At 66.2% G+C, this 17,967-nt stretch carries 17 protein-coding genes; 6 read left to right on the top strand and 11 right to left on the bottom strand.

Annotated elements, in window-relative coordinates; all coding sequences use genetic code 11:
* Nucleotides 1–115 precede the first annotated feature (115 nt).
* On the bottom strand, nt 116–901 hold the full coding sequence (locus BG023_RS02805) for an enoyl-CoA hydratase (RefSeq protein ID WP_150122768.1): 786 nt from the start codon (nt 899–901) through the stop codon (nt 116–118).
* A complete protein-coding gene (gene ung, locus BG023_RS02800) occupies nt 901–1,587 on the bottom strand; it encodes a uracil-DNA glycosylase (protein WP_069309115.1) in 687 nt (228 codons plus the stop codon). Before ung ends, BG023_RS02805 begins: the two co-directional genes overlap by 1 nt.
* Before the next feature lie 83 nt (nt 1,588–1,670).
* On the opposite strand from ung, the gene BG023_RS02795 reads away from it, so the two are divergent.
* From BG023_RS02795 to BG023_RS02785, 3 genes are read left to right on the top strand one after another with little or no spacing between them, the layout of a single operon-like run.
* Nucleotides 1,671–2,291 (top strand): ribonuclease D, encoded by a 621-nt coding sequence (locus tag BG023_RS02795; RefSeq protein ID WP_069309114.1) that lies wholly within the window; start codon nt 1,671–1,673, stop codon nt 2,289–2,291.
* 24 nt (nt 2,292–2,315) lie between these two features.
* Nucleotides 2,316–2,984 (top strand): LPS export ABC transporter periplasmic protein LptC, encoded by a 669-nt coding sequence (gene lptC, locus BG023_RS02790; RefSeq protein WP_069309113.1) that lies wholly within the window; start codon nt 2,316–2,318, stop codon nt 2,982–2,984.
* Nucleotides 2,984–3,556, top strand: a complete 573-nt coding sequence (locus BG023_RS02785) for an LptA/OstA family protein (RefSeq protein WP_069309112.1) — start codon at nt 2,984–2,986, stop codon at nt 3,554–3,556. The genes lptC and BG023_RS02785 overlap by 1 nt, the downstream gene beginning before the upstream one ends.
* A gap of 3 nt (nt 3,557–3,559) precedes the next feature.
* Here BG023_RS02785 and BG023_RS02780 read toward each other — a convergent pair whose 3' ends face one another.
* The 5 genes from BG023_RS02780 to BG023_RS02760 all read right to left on the bottom strand — a co-directional run bounded on the left by BG023_RS02780 (nt 3,560) and on the right by BG023_RS02760 (nt 9,648).
* Entirely contained in the window at nt 3,560–4,963 is a 1,404-nt protein-coding gene (locus BG023_RS02780; RefSeq protein WP_233993055.1) for a sugar transferase, read from the bottom strand.
* Nucleotides 4,964–5,070: 107 nt separating this feature from the next.
* The gene (locus BG023_RS02775; RefSeq protein ID WP_069309110.1) at nt 5,071–6,135 is read right to left on the bottom strand and encodes a DNA polymerase III subunit delta; all 1,065 of its coding nucleotides are present in this window, start codon (nt 6,133–6,135) and stop codon (nt 5,071–5,073) included.
* The gene (gene lptE / locus BG023_RS02770) at nt 6,132–6,632 is read right to left on the bottom strand and encodes an LPS assembly lipoprotein LptE (protein ID WP_069309109.1); all 501 of its coding nucleotides are present in this window, start codon (nt 6,630–6,632) and stop codon (nt 6,132–6,134) included. Before lptE ends, BG023_RS02775 begins: the two co-directional genes overlap by 4 nt.
* Nucleotides 6,632–9,154, bottom strand: coding sequence for a leucine--tRNA ligase (gene leuS, locus BG023_RS02765; RefSeq protein WP_069309108.1), 2,523 nt, complete (start codon nt 9,152–9,154; stop codon nt 6,632–6,634). Before leuS ends, lptE begins: the two co-directional genes overlap by 1 nt.
* 26 nt (nt 9,155–9,180) lie before the next feature.
* Complete coding sequence (locus BG023_RS02760) at nt 9,181–9,648, bottom strand: DUF3576 domain-containing protein (RefSeq protein ID WP_069309107.1); 468 nt, start codon at nt 9,646–9,648, stop codon at nt 9,181–9,183.
* Nucleotides 9,649–9,976: 328 nt separating this feature from the next.
* Between BG023_RS02760 and BG023_RS02755 the strand changes: the two genes are divergently transcribed.
* Together BG023_RS02755 and phbB are read left to right on the top strand one after the other, a co-directional pair.
* Entirely contained in the window at nt 9,977–10,735 is a 759-nt protein-coding gene (locus tag BG023_RS02755; protein WP_069309106.1) for a hypothetical protein, read from the top strand.
* A gap of 205 nt (nt 10,736–10,940) precedes the next feature.
* The gene (gene phbB, locus BG023_RS02750; protein WP_069309105.1) at nt 10,941–11,663 is read left to right on the top strand and encodes an acetoacetyl-CoA reductase; all 723 of its coding nucleotides are present in this window, start codon (nt 10,941–10,943) and stop codon (nt 11,661–11,663) included.
* Between the two features lie 41 nt (nt 11,664–11,704).
* Here phbB and BG023_RS02745 read toward each other — a convergent pair whose 3' ends face one another.
* The gene (locus BG023_RS02745) at nt 11,705–12,469 is read right to left on the bottom strand and encodes a helix-turn-helix domain-containing protein (RefSeq protein WP_069309104.1); all 765 of its coding nucleotides are present in this window, start codon (nt 12,467–12,469) and stop codon (nt 11,705–11,707) included.
* A 100-nt stretch (nt 12,470–12,569) separates the two neighbouring features.
* On the opposite strand from BG023_RS02745, the gene BG023_RS02740 reads away from it, so the two are divergent.
* A complete protein-coding gene (locus BG023_RS02740; protein WP_069309103.1) occupies nt 12,570–13,085 on the top strand; it encodes a hypothetical protein in 516 nt (171 codons plus the stop codon).
* 22 nt (nt 13,086–13,107) lie between these two features.
* On the opposite strand, the gene BG023_RS02735 is transcribed toward BG023_RS02740, so the two are convergent.
* The 3 genes from BG023_RS02735 to BG023_RS02725 all read right to left on the bottom strand — a co-directional run bounded on the left by BG023_RS02735 (nt 13,108) and on the right by BG023_RS02725 (nt 17,867).
* Nucleotides 13,108–14,907, bottom strand: a complete 1,800-nt coding sequence (locus BG023_RS02735) for an AMP-dependent synthetase/ligase (RefSeq protein ID WP_069311079.1) — start codon at nt 14,905–14,907, stop codon at nt 13,108–13,110.
* Nucleotides 14,908–15,097: 190 nt separating this feature from the next.
* Nucleotides 15,098–16,813, bottom strand: coding sequence for a gamma-glutamyltransferase (gene ggt / locus BG023_RS02730; RefSeq protein ID WP_069309102.1), 1,716 nt, complete (start codon nt 16,811–16,813; stop codon nt 15,098–15,100).
* A 10-nt stretch (nt 16,814–16,823) separates the two neighbouring features.
* Complete coding sequence (locus BG023_RS02725) at nt 16,824–17,867, bottom strand: quinone-dependent dihydroorotate dehydrogenase (protein WP_069309101.1); 1,044 nt, start codon at nt 17,865–17,867, stop codon at nt 16,824–16,826.
* Nucleotides 17,868–17,967: the final 100 nt, after the last annotated feature.

The following is a 17,967-nucleotide window of genomic DNA, read 5'->3' as shown; positions in this document are numbered from 1 at the left end:
TTAGGGGGGTAACTGGTGAATTCCGGATGAAGATACGTGGTGAACGTGGGCCGCGTGAATCGCTTTGCGCCCGATTGCACGGGTTGCGGGACGAACGGGCGATGATGGCGGCTTTCTACCCCTGCCCGCGCCCGCGTTCCTGCACTGCCGCGCGGCGGGCCTCGACCTGTTCGGGCGCAACGGCGCTGTTGGCCGCGCTCGACCGCTCGGCCTCGAGCGCCAGCCCATCGCCAAAGCTGGCGGCATAGCCATCGTCGATCAGCTGCTTGTAGAGCGCGAGGAAGGCGGGATCGATGCCCGCCATGTCGCCTGCCAGCTTGCGGGCCAGCGGCAGCAGCTCCTCGGGCGCGGTCACGTGATTGACGAGGCCCCAGCGTTCCGCCGTCGACGCATCGAGGAAGTTGCCGGTGAAGGCCAGTTCCTTGGCGCGGCTGATGCCGATCATGCGGCTGAGCTTCTGCGACAGCCCCCAGCCCGGCACGATGCCGACCCGCGCGTGGGTATCGGCGAAGCGGGCATTGGTGCTGGCGATCAGGACATCGCAGGCGAGCGCCACTTCGAACCCGCCGGTGATCGCCACCCCGTTGATCGCGCCGATCACCGGCTTGCGGCAGAGCTCGATCGCCTTGACCGGATTGTCCGCCGGATCGGTGGCGTTGGCGCTGCCGAGCGCGCCGGCCTCGCTGCCCAGCTCCTTGAGATCGAGCCCGGCGGTGAAGGCCCGTTCGCCTGCGCCGGTGAGAATGACCGCGCGCACCGCATCATCCGCATCAACCTGCCGCATCACCTCCGCGAGGCGCTTTCTCAGCGCTCGGTTCAATGCGTTCATCGCCTGCGGACGGTTGAGGGTGACGGTGGCGATGCCATCGGCCACCTCGAGCAGGATCACGTCGTCGGACATCACACTCTCCAATCGATGGTGCCGCGCCCATGCTCGTCCAGAAAGGCATTGGTCTGGCTGAACGGGCGCGAGCCGAAAAAGCCGTTATGGGCCGACAGTGGGCTGGGGTGGGCAGAGGTCAGCAACAGATGGTGGGACGCGCGGCCCAAGGCGGGAACGCGGCTCGCCTTCTTCTTGGCATGGCTGCCCCACAGGATGAAGACGGTCGGCACTTCGCTCGCCGCCACCGCCGCGACGCAGGCATCGGTGATCGCATCCCACCCGCGCCCCGCATGGCTGCCGGCCTGCCCGGATTCGACCGTCAGCGTGTTGTTGAGCAGCAGCACGCCTTGGCGCGCCCACTTGCTGAGATCGCCGGTGGCAGGGCGCGGCAGGCCGAGATCGGCCTCCAGTTCCTTGTAGATGTTCACAAGGCTGGGCGGCACCTTCACCCCGTCCTGCACGGAGAAGGCAAGGCCGTGCGCCTGCCCGGGGCCGTGATAGGGATCCTGCCCGAGGATCACGCAGCGCACCTGATCTAGCGGGGTCAGCGCCAGCGCCGCCAGCCGTGTCCCGCGCGGGGGGAAGACCTGCTTGCCCGCGGCCTCTTCCGCCTTGAGCCACCCGCCCAGCCGCCGCGCCTCGGGGCTTGCGAGTGCGGGCTCGAGCACGGAGCGCCAGCTTTCTGGGATGGTTTCGGCAGTCATGACCCGCTTGTGCTACACCCCGCAGCCATCCCCACACCACTGGCCCCTTCCCCTCTTTCCCCAATCGGCGTAGGGCGTGGCCCATGGCTGTGCATTTCCACGAAGAAGATCTCCCCGCCGGCGTGCTGACCGGTTCCAGCGCCATTGCGGTCGATACCGAGACCATGGGCCTCGTCACCCCGCGTGACCGGCTGTGCGTGGTGCAATTGTCCGATGGCACGGGCGACGAACATCTGGTGCGCTTCGGCCCGAACAGCACCTATGACGCGCCCAATCTCAAGGCCGTGCTGGGTGATCCGTCGCGCCAGAAGATCTACCACTTCGCGCGCTTCGATCTGGCAGCGATCCACCATTACCTCGGCATCATGGCCGGGCCGGTGTTTTGCACCAAGATCGCCAGCAAGCTGACCCGCACCTATACCGACCGCCACGGCCTTAAGAACCTGGTCGAGGAACTGCTGGGCGAGAATATCTCCAAGCAGCAGCAATCGAGCGACTGGGGCGGCCCGGTGCTGAACGAGGCGCAGCGCGAATATGCCGCGAGCGACGTGCGTTATCTCCACCGCCTGCGCGACGAGCTGAGCGTGCGACTGGAACGCGAGGGGCGCACCCATATCGCCCAGGCCTGCTTCGACTTCCTGCCCACCCGCGCGCTGCTCGACATCGCCGGTTGGGCCGAAAGCGACATCTTCAGCCACATGTAAGGACGCCTGAGGCACACGCGCATCATGGTCCCCGCCAAACCCGCCATCGAAACCTCCGAGGCCCGCGCCCTGCGCAGCCGCCGCCAGCACTTTGCTGCGCCGGGAGGCTCGCATGACCGGCTGATCGGGGTGCTGGCGCGGGGCCTGCCGATGGCGGTGGGCGTGGTCGCCGCGCTGATGGTGATCACTCCGCTGTCCCCGCGCGGCGAAGTCAGCTTCCTGCTTGATCGCAACAAGGTCGCGCTGATCGACGAGCGCCTGTCGGTCGATAACGCGATGTATCGCGGCCGCGACAATCAGGGGCGCCCCTTCTCGCTGCTGGCAGGCGAGGCGGTGCAGCGTTCCAGCGCCGAAGGGCTGGTGCGGATGCGCGATCTGGTCGCGCAGATCCTGCTGAGCCAGGGCCCCGCGCGGCTGAGCGCCGACGGCGGCACCTATAACATCTCTGCCGATACGGTTGCGATCGACGGCGCGGTGCGGCTGACCGCGAGCGATGGCTACGCGATGGTTGCGCGCGGCGTTTCGGTCAATCTCAAGGCGCGCGAGATGCGCGGGGACAATGGCGTGTCGGGCGAAGTGCCCGCCGGCACCTTCTCCGCCCGTTCGATCCGCGCCGATCTTGCCGCACGCACGCTGACGCTTCAGGGTGATGCGCGCCTGTCGATGATCCCCGGCCAATTGAGGATGCCGTGATGCCCCAGACCGCCACCCGCGTTCCGTTCCGCCGCCTTGCCCTGGTGTGGGGGATCGGCGGCTTTGCCCTGACCGCCGCGCTGGCGGGCGGGATGACGCTCAACGCGCAGAGCATCGCCAGCCACAATTCCAGCGCGCCGGTGAACTACTCGGCCGACCGGATCGAGCTGCAGGACCGTGAAAACCGCGTGATCCTGTCGGGCAATGTCGTGATCGAGCAGGCCGGGCTGACGCTGCGTTCGGCGCGCACGCTGGTCAATTTCGACGACACCGGCTCGCTCAGCATCCAGCGTATCACCGCCACCGGCGGGGTCGAAGTCACCCGTGGTGACGAGCGCGCCAGCGGCGAAAACGCGATCTACGATTTCAACCGCCGGATCATCACCATGGCGGGCAATGTCAGCCTGCGCCGTGGTACCGATACGCTCAATGGCGGGCGGTTGGTGATCGATCTGGAGAGCGGGCTGTCGAGCGTCGATGGCAGCGCGGCGGGCGGAAGCGCCGCCGGTGCCGGGCCGGGCCGCGTGTCGGGCAGCTTCGCCGTGCCCCAGCGTGACAAGGCCAAGCCCTAAAATCTAATATGCGTTGTCGTGCCGCAGCACCATTACGGTGCGCAGCACGATGCCGATGTCGCGCAGCACCGACCAGCCGGCGATGTATTCCAGATCGGATTGCAGCCGTTCGGTGAGGTCTTTCTCTTCCTCGGTCGCGCCGCGGTGGCCGCGCACCTGTGCGAGGCCGGTCAGCCCCGGCTTGAGGCTGTGACGCTGCCAGTACTGGCGGTCGACCTCCCAGAAATACTTGTCGTTGGCGCGGCTGCCGAGGGCGTGCGGGCGCGGGCCGACGATCGACATATCGCCCATGAGCACGTTGATCAGCTGCGGCAGTTCATCAATGCTGGTGCGGCGGATGAAGGCACCGATGCGGGTGACGCGGTCATCATCGCGCGCCGTCGATTGCGCGCCCTGCGGATCGAGCTTCTCGGGCTGCATCGAGCGGAATTTGAACATGTCGAAAAACTGGTTGCCGCGCCCCAGCCGCCGCTGAACGAACAGCACCGGGCCGCCGTCCTCCAGCTTGATGAGCAAGGCGACCGCCAGCAGCAACGGAGACAGCACCAGCAGCGCCGTGCCGGCGACCGCCAGATCGAACAGCCGCTTGATGATGCGCGAGCGCAGGCCGAGCGGCCCGATCGCCACCACCAGCGTTGTGCGGTCCAGCTCTTCGTAATGATGCACCCCGACCGCGCCGAGGTTGTGCGCGGGTTCGTGGACGATCTCTCCATAGATCCCGGCGGATTTCAGCACGAAGGCCCAGTCCTGACGCCGTTCGCGCGGGCAGCTGATCACCACCCGATCCTGATTGCGCAGCAGCTTGCCCAGCCGGTCGAGCATATAGGGATCGTGGCTGGCCGGATCGAGCCCGAGCCGCGCCGCCGACACCACCTGCGCGCCCGCCAGCGGGAAGGATTTGCCGCCATCGTCGATCACCAGATGGTTGATCACCTGACCGCCCCAACGCCGCTCCACCAGCATCGCCACGAGCCGGCGCAGCGTCACCAGCGCCAGCGCCGAGAAGGCGAGCCCGATAGTGACCACCACGCGCGAGAAATCGTCGTTGGTCTTGGTGTAGAAGGCGAGGAAGTTGATCAGCGCGGCCGCCACCAGCAAGGCGACCACCGCCTTGCGCGCGGCGAAAAGCCAGTCGGACAGCGCCTGCACGCCATAGTTGCCGTTATAGAGTGCGATGGTGAAATAGATCGGCAGCAGCGCCTGCGCCGCGATCATTGCGCGCGGCTCGGCGAAGAAGCCTTCCCACAGCAGCGCAGCGAGCGCGAAGCTGAGATTGAACAGCGCTGCATCGGCCAGCAGCAACAGCATATAGGTGCGCAGCCGCCGCCGCTCGAGCGAGGGCACTGCGGTGCTCTCGACCGGCTCGATCTCAACCGGATCCAGCATCTGCGGTGTAACGCGGTTCACTTTATCCCTGACCTTTGACAGGTGCGACCCTATCAGGGGAGCTACTTAGTGGGCCTTAAAGGGAAAAGTAAATCGTTTGCCGCGCGGTATCCCGCTTTTCCAGATTGTTATCGCCTTGCGGCAAAGCGGGAAATTTCGGCAAGCTCCTGCGCCAGCAGCAGCTCGGCCGCCTGGCTGTTGGCGAGCAGGGTGCGGTGCAGCTGGGTCAGCCGTCCGATCAGCCGGTCGAGCCGGGTCTCGCGGCTGCCGCGCGCGGCGGGCAGACTCCAGCGTTCGAACTGCTGGGTGATCGCGCGCTCCTCACGGAAAAAGATGCCGAGCTGCATCTTGTCGCCCGGGCCGAGCGACTGGATGCGGCCGCCCGGGCCGATCTTCGCGGCGATCTGGGCGAGCTGCGCGGCACGCCGTTCAAGCGCGAGCGCGACGCCGACGGGGTTCAGCCCCAATTCGCGCAGCCGCCGCACCTCGCCGCCGATGCGATTGAGCTCGCCGCCCAGCACCGCGTTGACCAGCGGGGCAAAGCCATCCTCCTCGGTCGCCGCGCCGATGGCGGCGTGATCCTCGGGCGTGGCCGGGCGGGGGGACTGCGGATCGGCATCGCAATAGAGCGCGAGCTTGGTGACCTCCGACTGCGCCAGCCGCACATCAAGGCCCGCAGAGCGCGCAATGCGTTCGGCCAGATCGCCGCCGAGCCGCAGGCCCGCCGCGTCGGCCATGGCCCGCACAGCGCTCGCCACCGAGGCCAGATCGGGCGGATGAAACATCGCCACCAGCGCATCCTTGCGCTTTTCAAGCAGCTTGGCGGTGCGCGACTTGTCGGTCGCGGCAGTGGCGACCACGATCACGGGGGCCGCGGCGCCCGCGCCGGCCTCGCCGGTTTCGATCAGGATTTCGAGCGCATCATGCGCTTCGTCCCCGCTCGCGCGGACCCAGATGTGGCGGGTGCCGCCGAACAGCGAGGTCGAACGCGCCTCGTCGCCCAGCAGCGCGGGATCGCGCTTGCAATCGGCCCCGGTCAGTTCCACCCGCTCGCCCGCTTCGGGCAGGGCTGCGACCAGCCGTTCGGCGGCCGCGCTGGCTCCCGCCTCGTCGGGGCCGCAGAAGAAGAAGATGCGGGCAGACAGCGCGCCTTGCGGCAGGCCGCGCGCGAAATCGCTGTTCTTGGCCTTCACTGGCCCGCCGCGGCGCGCGTGCGGAGCGTCACCGCAACCTGCGTCGCCATCCGGTCGGCAACATCGACCGCGAGATTTTCTAGCGCCTTCTGCTCGGCGGCGATGGTGGCGTATTCGGAGCTGACCACGTCGATCCCGGCATCCGATCCGGCGGTCGCATCGAGCAGCACCGCGCCGGTCGCCAGATCGATCAGCTGGTAACGCGCGCGCAGGATGCGGCGTTCGCGGCTGATAGTGTCGTCGTTGAGCACGCCCAGCGCCTCGAGCGAATCATCGAGCCGGACGTCGAGCCGGTATTGCGGCGTTGTCTGCCCCGCCACCCCGAGCCGTGCTTCGAGTGCGTTCTTGACCAGCCAGCCGCCGCGCCCCTGGATCGCGGGAATATCGACCGCAGCGATGCCTTGCGCCACCGCCGCCTTGCTCCCGCCCGCATACATCGGCGAGAGGCCGCAGGCGCTGAGGGCCGCAGTGGCCAGCAGGGCAAAGACGATACGCATCAGGTGACGATATTCACCAAACGGTCGGGCACGACAATGACCTTGCGGATCGCCGCGCCATCAATCGAGCGTTGCAGGTTGGCAGACGCCATCGCCAGCGCTTCGAGATCCTCCTTCGAGGCTCCCTTGGGCGCGGTGACGGTGTCGCGCAGCTTGCCCATGTGCTGGATCGCGATGGTGACCTCGTCATCGACCAGCAGCGCCGGATCGACGGCGGGCCATGAGGCATCGGCGATCAGGCCTTCGCCTCCCATGCCGGCCCAAGCCTCTTCGGCCAGGTGCGGCATCATCGGCGCGGCGAGGTGGACGAGCGCGCGGATCGCGGCCGAGCGGCTCGCCGAAGGTGCAGCCTTCTCGGTCGCGCCGGTCAGCTCGTAAATGCGCGCCACGGCCTTGTTGAAGCCCAGCGCCTCGATGTCGGAGGCGACAGCGGCGATGGTCTGGTGGGTTTTGCGGTCGAGGCTCTTGTCCTCGCCCTCGGCGCCCGCGTCATAGGCCGCGAACAAGCGCCACAAGCGCTGCACAAACCGCGCACAGCCCTCGATCCCGGCATCCGACCACGGCAGGTCGCGCTCTGGCGGCGAGTCAGACAGCATGAACCAGCGCACCGCATCCGCGCCGTGGCGGGCGATGATCGCATCGGGGTCGACGACGTTTTTCTTCGACTTCGACATCTTGATAACGCGGCCGACTTCGACCGCCCCGCCATCCGCCAGCAGCGTCGCGCCATCAGAGGTGCGGTCGATCTCCTCGGGGCCGAAGAACACCGGCACGCCGCGCTCGGCATCGATGCGGCTGTAGGTCTCGTGCGTCACCATGCCCTGCGTGAACAGGGCGGCGAAAGGCTCCTGCACGTCGATCTTGCCAATGTGCGCCAGCGCCCGCGTCCAGAAGCGCGCGTAGAGCAGGTGCAAAATCGCGTGTTCGATACCGCCGATATAGTGCTGCACCGGCATCCACTTGGCGACCTCTTCAGGGTCGAAGGGCCGATCGGCGGGCTGGCTCGCAAAGCGCAGGAAGTACCACGAGCTGTCGACGAAGGTGTCGAGCGTATCGGTCTCGCGCCGCGCGGCTGCGCCGCACTTGGGGCAGTCCACGTGCTTCCACGTCGGGTGGCGCTCGAGCGGATTGCCGGGGACCTCGAAGGTCACGTCCTCGGGCAGGGTAACGGGGAGCTGGTCCTTGGGCACCGGCACCACGCCGCAGGCATCGCAGTGGATGAAGGGGATCGGCGTGCCCCAGTAACGCTGGCGGCTCACGCCCCAGTCGCGCAGACGCCACACGGTGCGGCCCTCGCCCCAGCCGCCGCCTTCGGCGCGGGAAATCACCGCCTGCTTGGCATCCTCGACCGTCATGCCATTGAGGAAACCGGAATTGACGATCACCCCGTCGCCCGCCTCGGCCTCGCCCTTGAAGGGCTCGTCGGCGCGGGCGGGATCGCTGGCGACGACGCGCAGGATCGGCAGGTCATACTTGGTGGCAAATTCGAAGTCGCGCTGGTCGTGACCCGGCACGCCCATCACCGCGCCGGTGCCGTATTCCATCAGCACGAAGTTGGCGATGAACACCGGCAGCGCCTCGCCCGTGAACGGGTGCTTGGCGGTGATCGGGGTGCGATACCCCAGCTTTTCCGCCGTTTCGAGCGCGGCGGCCGTGGTCGCGCCCTTCTTGCACTGGTCAATGAACGCGGCGACCGCCGGATCACCCGCCAGCCCCTGCGCGATCGGATGATCGGCGGCGATGGCGCAGAAACTTGCGCCGAAAATCGTATCGGGACGGGTCGAGTAAACCGCCAGCTTGTCGCCATTCGACAGGTCGAACGAGAACTCCAGTCCCTGCGACTTGCCGATCCAGTTCTCCTGCATCAGGCGAACCTTCTCGGGCCAGTCCTCGAGGCTCCCCAAGCCTTCCAGCAGATCATCGGCAAAGTCGGTGATCTTGAGGAACCACTGGTTCAGCTTGCGCTTCTCGACCTCGGCGCCAGACCGCCAGCCCTTGCCGTCGATCACCTGCTCGTTGGCGAGCACGGTCATGTCGACCGGATCCCAGTTGACGGTCGATTCCTTGCGGTAGACGAGGCCCGCTTCATACAAGTCGGCGAACAGCGCCTGTTCGTGGCCGTAATATTCGGGATCACAGGTGGCGAATTCACGCGTCCAGTCGAGCGCGAAGCCGATGCGCTGCAACTGCGCCTTCATCTGCGCGATGTTTTGGCGCGTCCAGCCACCGGGATGCACGCCCTTTTCCATCGCCGCGTTTTCCGCCGGCATCCCGAAGGCATCCCAGCCCATCGGGTGCAGCACTTCAAACCCGCGCATCTTCTGGTAGCGCGCGAGGACATCGCCCATCGTGTAGTTGCGGACATGGCCCATGTGGATGCGCCCTGAAGGATAGGGGAACATCTCGAGGATGTAGCTCTTGGGCTTGGGGCTGTTCGAATCGGCGGTGAAGGTGCCCGCCGCGTCCCATGCGCGCTGCCAGCGTCCGTCAGCGACAGACGGATCGAAACGGGTGTCGGTCATGTAAGCCTATCCGTGGAAGGGCAGTGTTACGAAGCGAGGGCCTGACGACGCAGGTCGCGGGCCTTGGTGAGGATGATGTCCTCAAGCTTCTGCACCGTCACCGCCTGCACCGGGGCTTCGGTCCAGTTGCCGCCTTCGTTGACCTGACGGCTGGCCGCCACCTTCAGCGCATCGGCGCGCAGGTCCTGGTCAAGGATGGTCACGGTGAGCTTGACGCGCTCGTTGGGGTTCGAGGGGTTGGCGTACCAGTCGGTCACGATCACCCCGCCCGCGCTGTCCGCCTGAAGCAGCGGCGCGAAGCTCACCGTGTCGAGCGCGGCGCGCCACAGATAGGCGTTGACGCCGATGGTGTTGAGCTGCGCGGCCTGCAATTCGGTGCGCGGACGATCACCGCCGCCGCACGCGGAAAGCGCAAGCCCCGCCCCGCCAAGCAGCGCCAGAGCGAAAGTGCGGCGGAGCGCCGGACGGGAAAGGGCGGAATTGGCGCGTGTCACAGCCGGGTAATCCTCATCATCTGTCGTGGAGACGCTCTATAGCCGCCTGCCCCCATGCCGCAAGCATCAACGCAGGCGCGCCCCCGGTTTCATCCCACCAAGCGCACCGGGGCTTTACCCCACCTGAATTGCCCGCGCCCCGGGCGATTATGTGTGCCTAGGGCCACAGGTGGCGGGGGAATCGGCACCCTATCTGTTCAATGCGTTGCAACAGCTTGGCGCGCGCCTATCAACAAGATTGAGCAAGAGGCGCGACTCATGTTGTGTTCAGCTTACAGGTGCTTTGGCAATAATCTTGCCAGGTTCGAACAAGGATAGAGACGGCATCATGACCAAGCGGACGGACAGAACAGCAAAGGCGCAGCTCTCGCTGCCGCTGCTGGCGCTGTGCGGCGCGCTGGCGCTGGCCGTGCCGAGCGCGGGTTTCGCGCTGGCCGATACCGCCGCCAATGGCCGTGCCCCTTCGTTCACGGCGATGGGTTTCGATGTCTTCACCCCTGCTTCGGTCGATCCGGCCCTGGCCGCTCGCGTGGCGGAAAAGGCTCGTGCGCACGGCATCCGTTTCACCCCGGCGCGCGGCGCTTCGGTGTCGGGCGAACGCACGGTGACGGTTGCGGTACGGGTCGATGATCAGACCGCGCGGGCCGTTTCGGTGCGCAAGGCGATCGATGCGGTGCCGGGCCGCGGCGCGGGGCTGTCCTCGCTTGATGTCAGCCGCTTCCAGCTCGGTTCGGCGCGCGGCTACAAGAGCTTTGCCCGCACGGTCGATCTGTCGGCGAATGTCCGCAGCCTCGCCATGCCCGATCTGGCGCAGTTCGAACCTGCGCAGCCCAAGGCGATCGACAAGCCGAGCCGCCTGCAACCGCGCATCGAACTTGAGGATCGCGAAATTGCCGGGCGCTCGCCCAATACGCTCGATTCGGTCAGCCAGCACACGATGGGCCTCGGCGGCAGCTTCCGCCTCTCGCCCAACCTCAACGTGATGGCGGGCGTGCGCTATTCCAAGGAACGCGAACGGCTCGATCCGCTGACCAATTCGGTCAAGGACAGCCAGGCGGTCTATGTGGGCACGCAGATCAAGTTCTGATCGCTCCAGCGGCGGGGTTTGCCTGCGCCAGACCCCCCTTAGACCCCCTCTAGACCCCTCTTAGGCCCTGTTTGCGGGGATGTTCCACGTGGAACAATGGGCTTTTGGCGTCGCGTTCAAGCATAGCTATTCCCACCTTCCCCTGACGCTACGGCACCGTTAGGTTGCAGGCTCTGACTGCTGCTGCATCAAGGGAGGGAATGCCATGGGACGGGTCGCCATCGTAACCGGAGGAACACGCGGGATCGGCGAGGCGATCTGCAAGCGGCTCCAGCGGCAGGGCCACACCGTCATCGCCAACTACGCCGGCAATGAGGAAAAGGCGCGCGCCTTCACGGCGGAAACCGGCATCCCGGCCTACAGGTGGGACGTGGGCGACCACGAAGCCTGCATCCACAACTGCAACGATATCGCCGCAACCCACGGCCCGATCGACATCGTCATCAACAACGCCGGCGTGACCCGCGACGGCGTGCTCCACAAGATGAGCTTCGATGACTGGAACGAGGTGATGCGCATCAACCTCGGCGGGTGCTTCAACATGGCCAAGGCGACCTTCCCCGGCATGCGCGAGAGGGGCTGGGGCCGGATCGTCAACATCGGCTCGATCAACGGCCAGGCGGGGCAATACGGACAGGTCAATTACGCCGCGGCGAAGAGCGGAATTCATGGGTTTACCAAGGCCTTGGCGCAGGAAGGCGCGAAATTCGGGGTAACGGTGAACGCGATTGCGCCGGGTTATATCGACACCGACATGGTCGCCGCCGTGCCGGCGCCGGTGCTCGAAAAGATCGTCGCCAAGATCCCCGTCGGCCGCCTCGGCATGGCCGAGGAAATCGCCCGCGGGGTGGCCTTCCTCACCTCGGAAAACGGCGGCTTCATGACCGGCTCGACCATGAGCATCAACGGCGGGCAGCATATGTACTAGCGAGGGCAGGCGGCTTGGCCGCCGCCCCCCGCCTCACAACCTCACTCGAACGTAATCCCAGCGACCTTCCACGCCCCATCCTCCCACGCGAGCGAGAGGCTTTCGGTCTGCTGCGTGCCATTGGCGTAGGCCGAGCGGAACTTGATCAGGCGGTAGCCCTCAGGCGGGGCGGGGACATATTCGTTGCCGACCAGATTGCGGGTCACAACCTTGCCGAGCGGCGGGCGCACCCGGGCGGAAACCTCGCTCCAGCGCTCGAGCGTGTTGAGCCGGCGGAACTCGGCGCCGGTGGCGGCATAGCTTTCGGCCCAGCGGCTTTCGTCGACGAGCACCAGGAAATCCTCGGCAGCGCGCGCGGCCCCGGCGGCCTCGCTTTCGGCAGCCGCGGCGGCCATTGCGACGGGGGCGGGGGTCATCACCGACAGCGGCGAGGCGGGGAGAAACAGGACAGCAAGAACAAGCGACATGGCAAGTACTCCGATGGCAGCAAGGGCAGGACGGGAGCCTGCCCACCGCCGGGTGGCGGATGCCGTCATCTCTGCCGCCGGAGAGGCCCCGGGCGCATCCCCCAAAGCCTTGTCCCCAAGCGTTTCGGGGGTCTGCTCGCTCTCTTCCGCCAGCAAGCGCCGGGCGGCTTCGCGGCTGCTCGTAACCCCAAGCTTGCGCCGCGCATCGCGCAGCCGCTCGTTGACCGTATGCACCGAAAGCCCAAGCTCGCGCGCCGAGGACTTGGCATCATGCCCGCGCAGGATCAGCCGCAGCGCATCCTTTTCCTTGTCGGTCAGGGTGTCAAGGCCGGTGGTCATGGGGAGGGTTTAAGGGGAGGGGTGACGGCGAGCCACCCCAAATTTTTTGGAGGAGTAAGCGGTGTTGAAGTGTTAAACCTTTGTAGCTTAGAGATACTCTGTGTCCGAACCACTCACAGTCCAAACGAATACTGCGCCCCCGTCGCTCGAGCCGTTCGATTGGCTTGGCAAAGTCCTCACGCATTTTGCCACTGCGGAACGCGCAATCGGGCAGCTGTGCATCGCACTTGATCTTCCCGTCGAAAAGGGGCCTCTGTCGAGCCTGCAAGACCTGTGCAACAGGCTTTCGCGAAGCAGCGACAAGCGCTGTCAGGCTCTGCTCAAGCGGATCGAGCGCTGGCGATCCTTCCGGCCCTTGCGCCACTTGCTGGCGCATGCCTCTGTAATGGTCGTTCACGACATCACGGGCAAACGCTTCTTCCTCACTCGTCACCTGCCGCTTGATCGGTATGATGTGACACCCGATCGACTGTGGACCGAGGAAGAATGCCGAGAGCTGCTCAAAGTGGCGAGCAACGACGGGCGCTCGATCTCCGATCAGATCCGCAATCTGGCACAGAATACAGCAGTAATGGCTGAACTGAAGAAGCCGCTCCCCGGATCAAGTCCGGGGTGACGGGTGGGGCGAGCTTACCGCCTCACCCCCGATACAGCCCGTCGATCCGCTCCTGATACCGCTCGCGGATCTTGTGGCGGCGGATCTTCATGCTGGGCGTCATTTCCTCGTTTTCGATGGTGAAGGCCTCGTCCGCGAAGGCGAACTGGCGGACCTTCTCGATCACCGAGAGATCGGCGTTGGTGCGGTCAACCGCCGCGCGCACCGCGTTCTTGAAGGCGGGCAATTCCTGCAAGGCCTTGAGGTCGAACTTCTCGCCATTGGCGCGCGCCCATTCCAGCGCCCATTCTGCATCGGGCACGATCAGGCCGACGACATAGGGCCGCTTGTCCCCGCTCACCATCGCCTGCGCGATTTCGGGCTGGAGGGTGAGCATGCCTTCGACCTTCTGGGGCGCGATATTGTCGCCCTTGTCGTTGACGATCATGTCCTTCTTGCGATCGGTGATGACGATCCGGCCCTTCTTGTCGAGGTGGCCGATATCGCCCGTGTGCAGCCAGCCGTCCTGCAAGGTGCGGGCGGTTTCGGCCTCGTTGCGCCAGTAGCCGTGCATCACCAGCTCGCCGCGCACGAGGATTTCGCCGTCCTCGGCAATCCGCACTTCAACCCCGCGCAGCGCCGGGCCGACGGTATCCATCTTGAGCCCGACCTTGGGGCGGTTGCAGCTGATCACCGGGCCGGCTTCGGTCTGGCCGTAGCCTTGCAGCATGGTCAGCCCCATCGCGTCGAAGAAATTGCCGACTTCCGGATTGAGCGGCGCGCCGCCCGAAACCATCGCCTTGATCCGGCCGCCGAACTTCTGGCGGATCTTGGGACGCAGGGTCTTTTCGACAAGGAAATCGAGCGGGCGATCACGTAGGCGCTTTTTGCCGTCCTTGCTGTTGCCCGCGATCTTCAGCGCGCTGTCCATCATGAAGTTGGCGACTTTGCCCTGCTTTTCGACCTGCTTCATGATGCGCGTGCGCAGCACTTCGAACAGGCGCGGGACGACGACCATGATGGTCGGACGAGTTTCCTCGATATTGCTGGCGAGCTTTTCGAGGCCTTCGGAATAGAAGATTTCCGCGCCCACGCCGATCGGCAGATATTGCCCGCCGGAATGCTCGTAAGCGTGGCTGAGCGGCAGGAACGAGAGAAAGCGTTCATCCTTGATGCCGAAATCCTCGATCAGCACTTCGGCTGCGCCAGCGACGTTGCACAGGATCGCACCGTGGTGCTGCATCACCCCGCGCGGCGCGCCGCCGGTGCCGCTGGTGTAGATGAGGCAGGCGGTTTCGTTGCGTTCGATGCGGGCGATCCGCGCATCCACCGCCGCGCGCGCGGCTGCGGCGTCTCCGGTGATCAACGCGCCCCATTCGTGATATTCGAAGCTGCCCGATTGCTGGCGCTTGAGATCGTCGATCCCGATCACGTGTTCGACAAGGCCGGTCTGACTGATCGCGCCGACCAACGGAGCGAGCAGCTTTTCGTTCGAGACAAACACCGCGCGCGCACCCGAATTGTCGAGGATATGCGCGTGATCGCGGCGGGTGTTGGTGGTGTAGGTCGGAACCGTGATGCAGCCCGCAGCCATGATCGCCAGATCGGCGATGCACCATTCGGGGCGGTTTTCCGACACCAGCGCTACGCGGTCGCCATCCTCCAGCCCCATGCCGCGCAGCGCCTCGGCCAGCAGGCACACCTGTTCGGCCGCCGAACGCCAGCTCTGGGTCACCCATTGTCCACCCGTCTTGTGGCCGAGGAAGGGGGCATCGCCCTTTTCGTCGGCACGCTTGAGGAACAGCTCCACAAGGTTCTGTGCGCGATCAATATCCTGCAGCATCGGGTGATCCGCAGGGTTCACGACTGCACGGGCAGCATGAGGCAAGGTGGGGGAATGCACTGGCAAAGGCTCCTGATCCCTTCGGGCTTTTGGTCCGGGGCTCACTGTTGGCCCCGTGCAGCGGCAGATTAGAAGGTCATGGCCGTAGCGGCAAGCGCCCGCATGGAGAGGCAAGCTGGGGTACGGCAAGTTAGGGCGTGACAAGGCCCGCCATGCGCGGCTCGGTCGCCACTTCCCACGTGCCATCGGCGCGTCGGCCAAGCGCGTTGGCTTTGATCGGCGCAGGCGCGATACGGATGCTCGTATGGCCCAGCGCAGACAGGTCCTCCTTCATCGCCACCAGCGCGCTGCCTTCTTCGATCAGCAATGTATCGCCGAAAGCCATAGCGAACGGCAGATCGAGCGCGTCTTGTGCACCCAGCCGGAAATCGAGCACGCCGATAATCCCGCGCGCGACAGAGATGGGGATGGTCGGGCCGCCTGCCGCGCCGATCACCAACACCACCTTGCCAGCCTCGTCGAACACGATGGTCGGCGCCATCGAGGAACGCGGGCGCTTGCCACCCTCGACCCGGTTGGCGACCGGCTTGCCATCGGCTTCGGGCGTGAGCGTGAAATCGGTCAGTTCGTTGTTGAGATAGAAGCCACCAAAATGGAGCCCCGATCCGAACGCGCCCTCGATCGTCGAGGTGTAGCTGATAGCATTGCCCTGCGCGTCAACGACAGAGAAATGGGTGGTGCCGTGCTCGGGCTCTTCCGGCCCGTCGCCGCGCGCCAGCGGAGCGCCGGGCGGCACGCCAGCCTCGGCTTTGACGAGGCGCTTGGCGGGATCGATCAAGGCCGACCGGCTGGCGAGGTAATTGCGATCGACCAACCCCGCCGTCGGCACGGCAACAAAATCGGCATCGCCCGAATAGAGCTCGCGGTCGGCATAGGCGAGGCGCTGGCTTTCGATGAACAGGTGCCAGAAGGTCGGGCTGTTCGGGCCAAGCGCAGCCAGATCAAAGCGCTCAAGCTGGCCGAGCATCTGCGCCACCGCGATGCCGCCCGATGACGGCGGCCCCATGCCGCAAATCCTGTAGATACGGTACCGCGTGCAGACAGGAGTGCGGTCCTTGGCGGCGTAGGCGGTGATATCGGCTGGCGCCATGCGCCCGTCCTGCGGAGTTTCGCCCGCGACATAGGCGGCCAGCGCAGCGGCGTTGTCTGCGCCATACATCGCCTGGGGTCCCAGCTTGGCAAGCGCCCGGAACGTCTCCGCCAGCGCGGGCACCTTCACCGTCGCACCAACCGGCAGCGGTTCACCGTCAGCACCGAAGAACACTGCCTTGGCAGATGCGGATTTATCGGCACGGCCCTTGTTGCCCGCAAGCGATTCGTAAAGCCGCCGGTTCATGACGAACCCATCCTCGGCAAGCGTGATGGCGGGTTCGAACAGCTTGGCCCAGGGCAACTTGCCGTGGGCGGCATGGGCCTTGGCGGCAAGCGCGATATTGCCCGGCACGCCAACGCTCAGGCCGGAGAAAACTCGCGCATCACGACCGAGCAGCTTGCCGTCCGCATCGAGGAAACGGGTGGGCGTGGCGGCAGCGGGGGCTGTCTCGCGCCCGTCGATCGTGGTCAGCGCACCGTCATCGCCGTCTGCCCGTACCATGAAGCCGCCGCCGCCGATCCCGGAGCTTTGCGGTTCGACCACGGTCAGCGCCAGCATCACCGCAATCGCTGCATCGGTGGCAGACCCGCCCTGCGCGAGGATCGCCTCGCCCGCAGCGGTCGCGCGCGGATCGGCGCTGCTGACCGCGCCTGCGGCAGACGGAGCCGGATCGACAGTGGCAATCGAGGGCGTGGTCGCGCAGGCGGCAAGGACAAGCGCCAGCGGGGCGAGCAGGGCGGGGGTGAAACGCATGATGCTACCGCTATTCGCTTCCCACCGCTTCGGCAATGCTGGCGAAGCCGTCGCGCTTCATCAGCGCCTCCAGCCCGCGGGCAATCTTGGCGCCAAGGCCGGGGCCTTCATAGACCATCGCCGAATAGAGCTGCACGAGGCTCGCGCCGGCGCGGATGCGCTCCCATGCGTGTTCGGCCGTGGCGATACCGCCGACGCCGACCAGCGGGATCGCCGCCCCCGTCGCCTTGCGGAAATCGCGCAGGCGCTGGGTCGCCAGTTCGCGCAGCGGCGCGCCTGACAGCCCGCCCGTCTCGCCCGCGTGGGACGAACGCAGCGCCGGACGGCTGATCGTGGTGTTCGACACCACCAACGCGCCCAGCCGCTTGTCGAGCGCGATCCGAGCAATGGCATCGATGTCGGCCGGCTCAAGATCGGGCGCCACCTTGAGGAAGACCGGCGGCACCACCGCGCAATTTGCTTCGTCCCGCGCCGCGATCACGCCCTCGATCAGCGCGGTCAGCGCGCCCTCGTCCTGAAGCGCGCGCAGGCCCGGCGTATTGGGGCTCGACACGTTCACGCAAAGGTAGCTCGCAACCGGGGCCATCATCCGCGCCATCACCGCGTAATCGGCGATGCGGTCGGCTGAATCCTTGTTCGCGCCGATGTTGACCCCGACAATGCCGGGCCGCTCGGCGCGCGCGCGCAGCCGCTCAAGCGCGACTTCGGCCCCGCCATTGTTGAACCCCATGCGATTGATGACGGCCTGATCCTCGACCAACCGGAACAGCCGCGGCTTGGGGTTGCCAGCTTGCGGCAGCGGGGTGATCGATCCGACCTCGGTAAAGCCGAAGCCAAGCCCAAGCAGCGCGTCGGGAACCTCGGCATCCTTGTCGAAGCCTGCCGCAACACCAACCGGATTGGGAAAGCGCAGGCCCGCAACCTCGATCGCCAGACGGCCCGGCAGCGGCATCGGCGCGCGCAGTGGCAACGCCTTCAGGCCGGCAAGGGCAAGGCGGTGGCCGGTTTCCGAATCAAGTGTGAAAAGCGCGGGTCTGAGCAGGCGGAACAGCATGGCATGCGCCTATGGCAGCGCGCCGCCGCTGTCGAGCGCGGGGCCATCCGGTTCGATGTTTTCAACCGCTAGCGAAGCGAACGTAACCGCGCAGGTGTGC

This window comes from Porphyrobacter sp. LM 6, assembly GCF_001720465.1.
GTDB lineage: Bacteria > Pseudomonadota > Alphaproteobacteria > Sphingomonadales > Sphingomonadaceae > Erythrobacter.
This window is presented reverse-complemented; position numbering and strand designations above follow the sequence as displayed.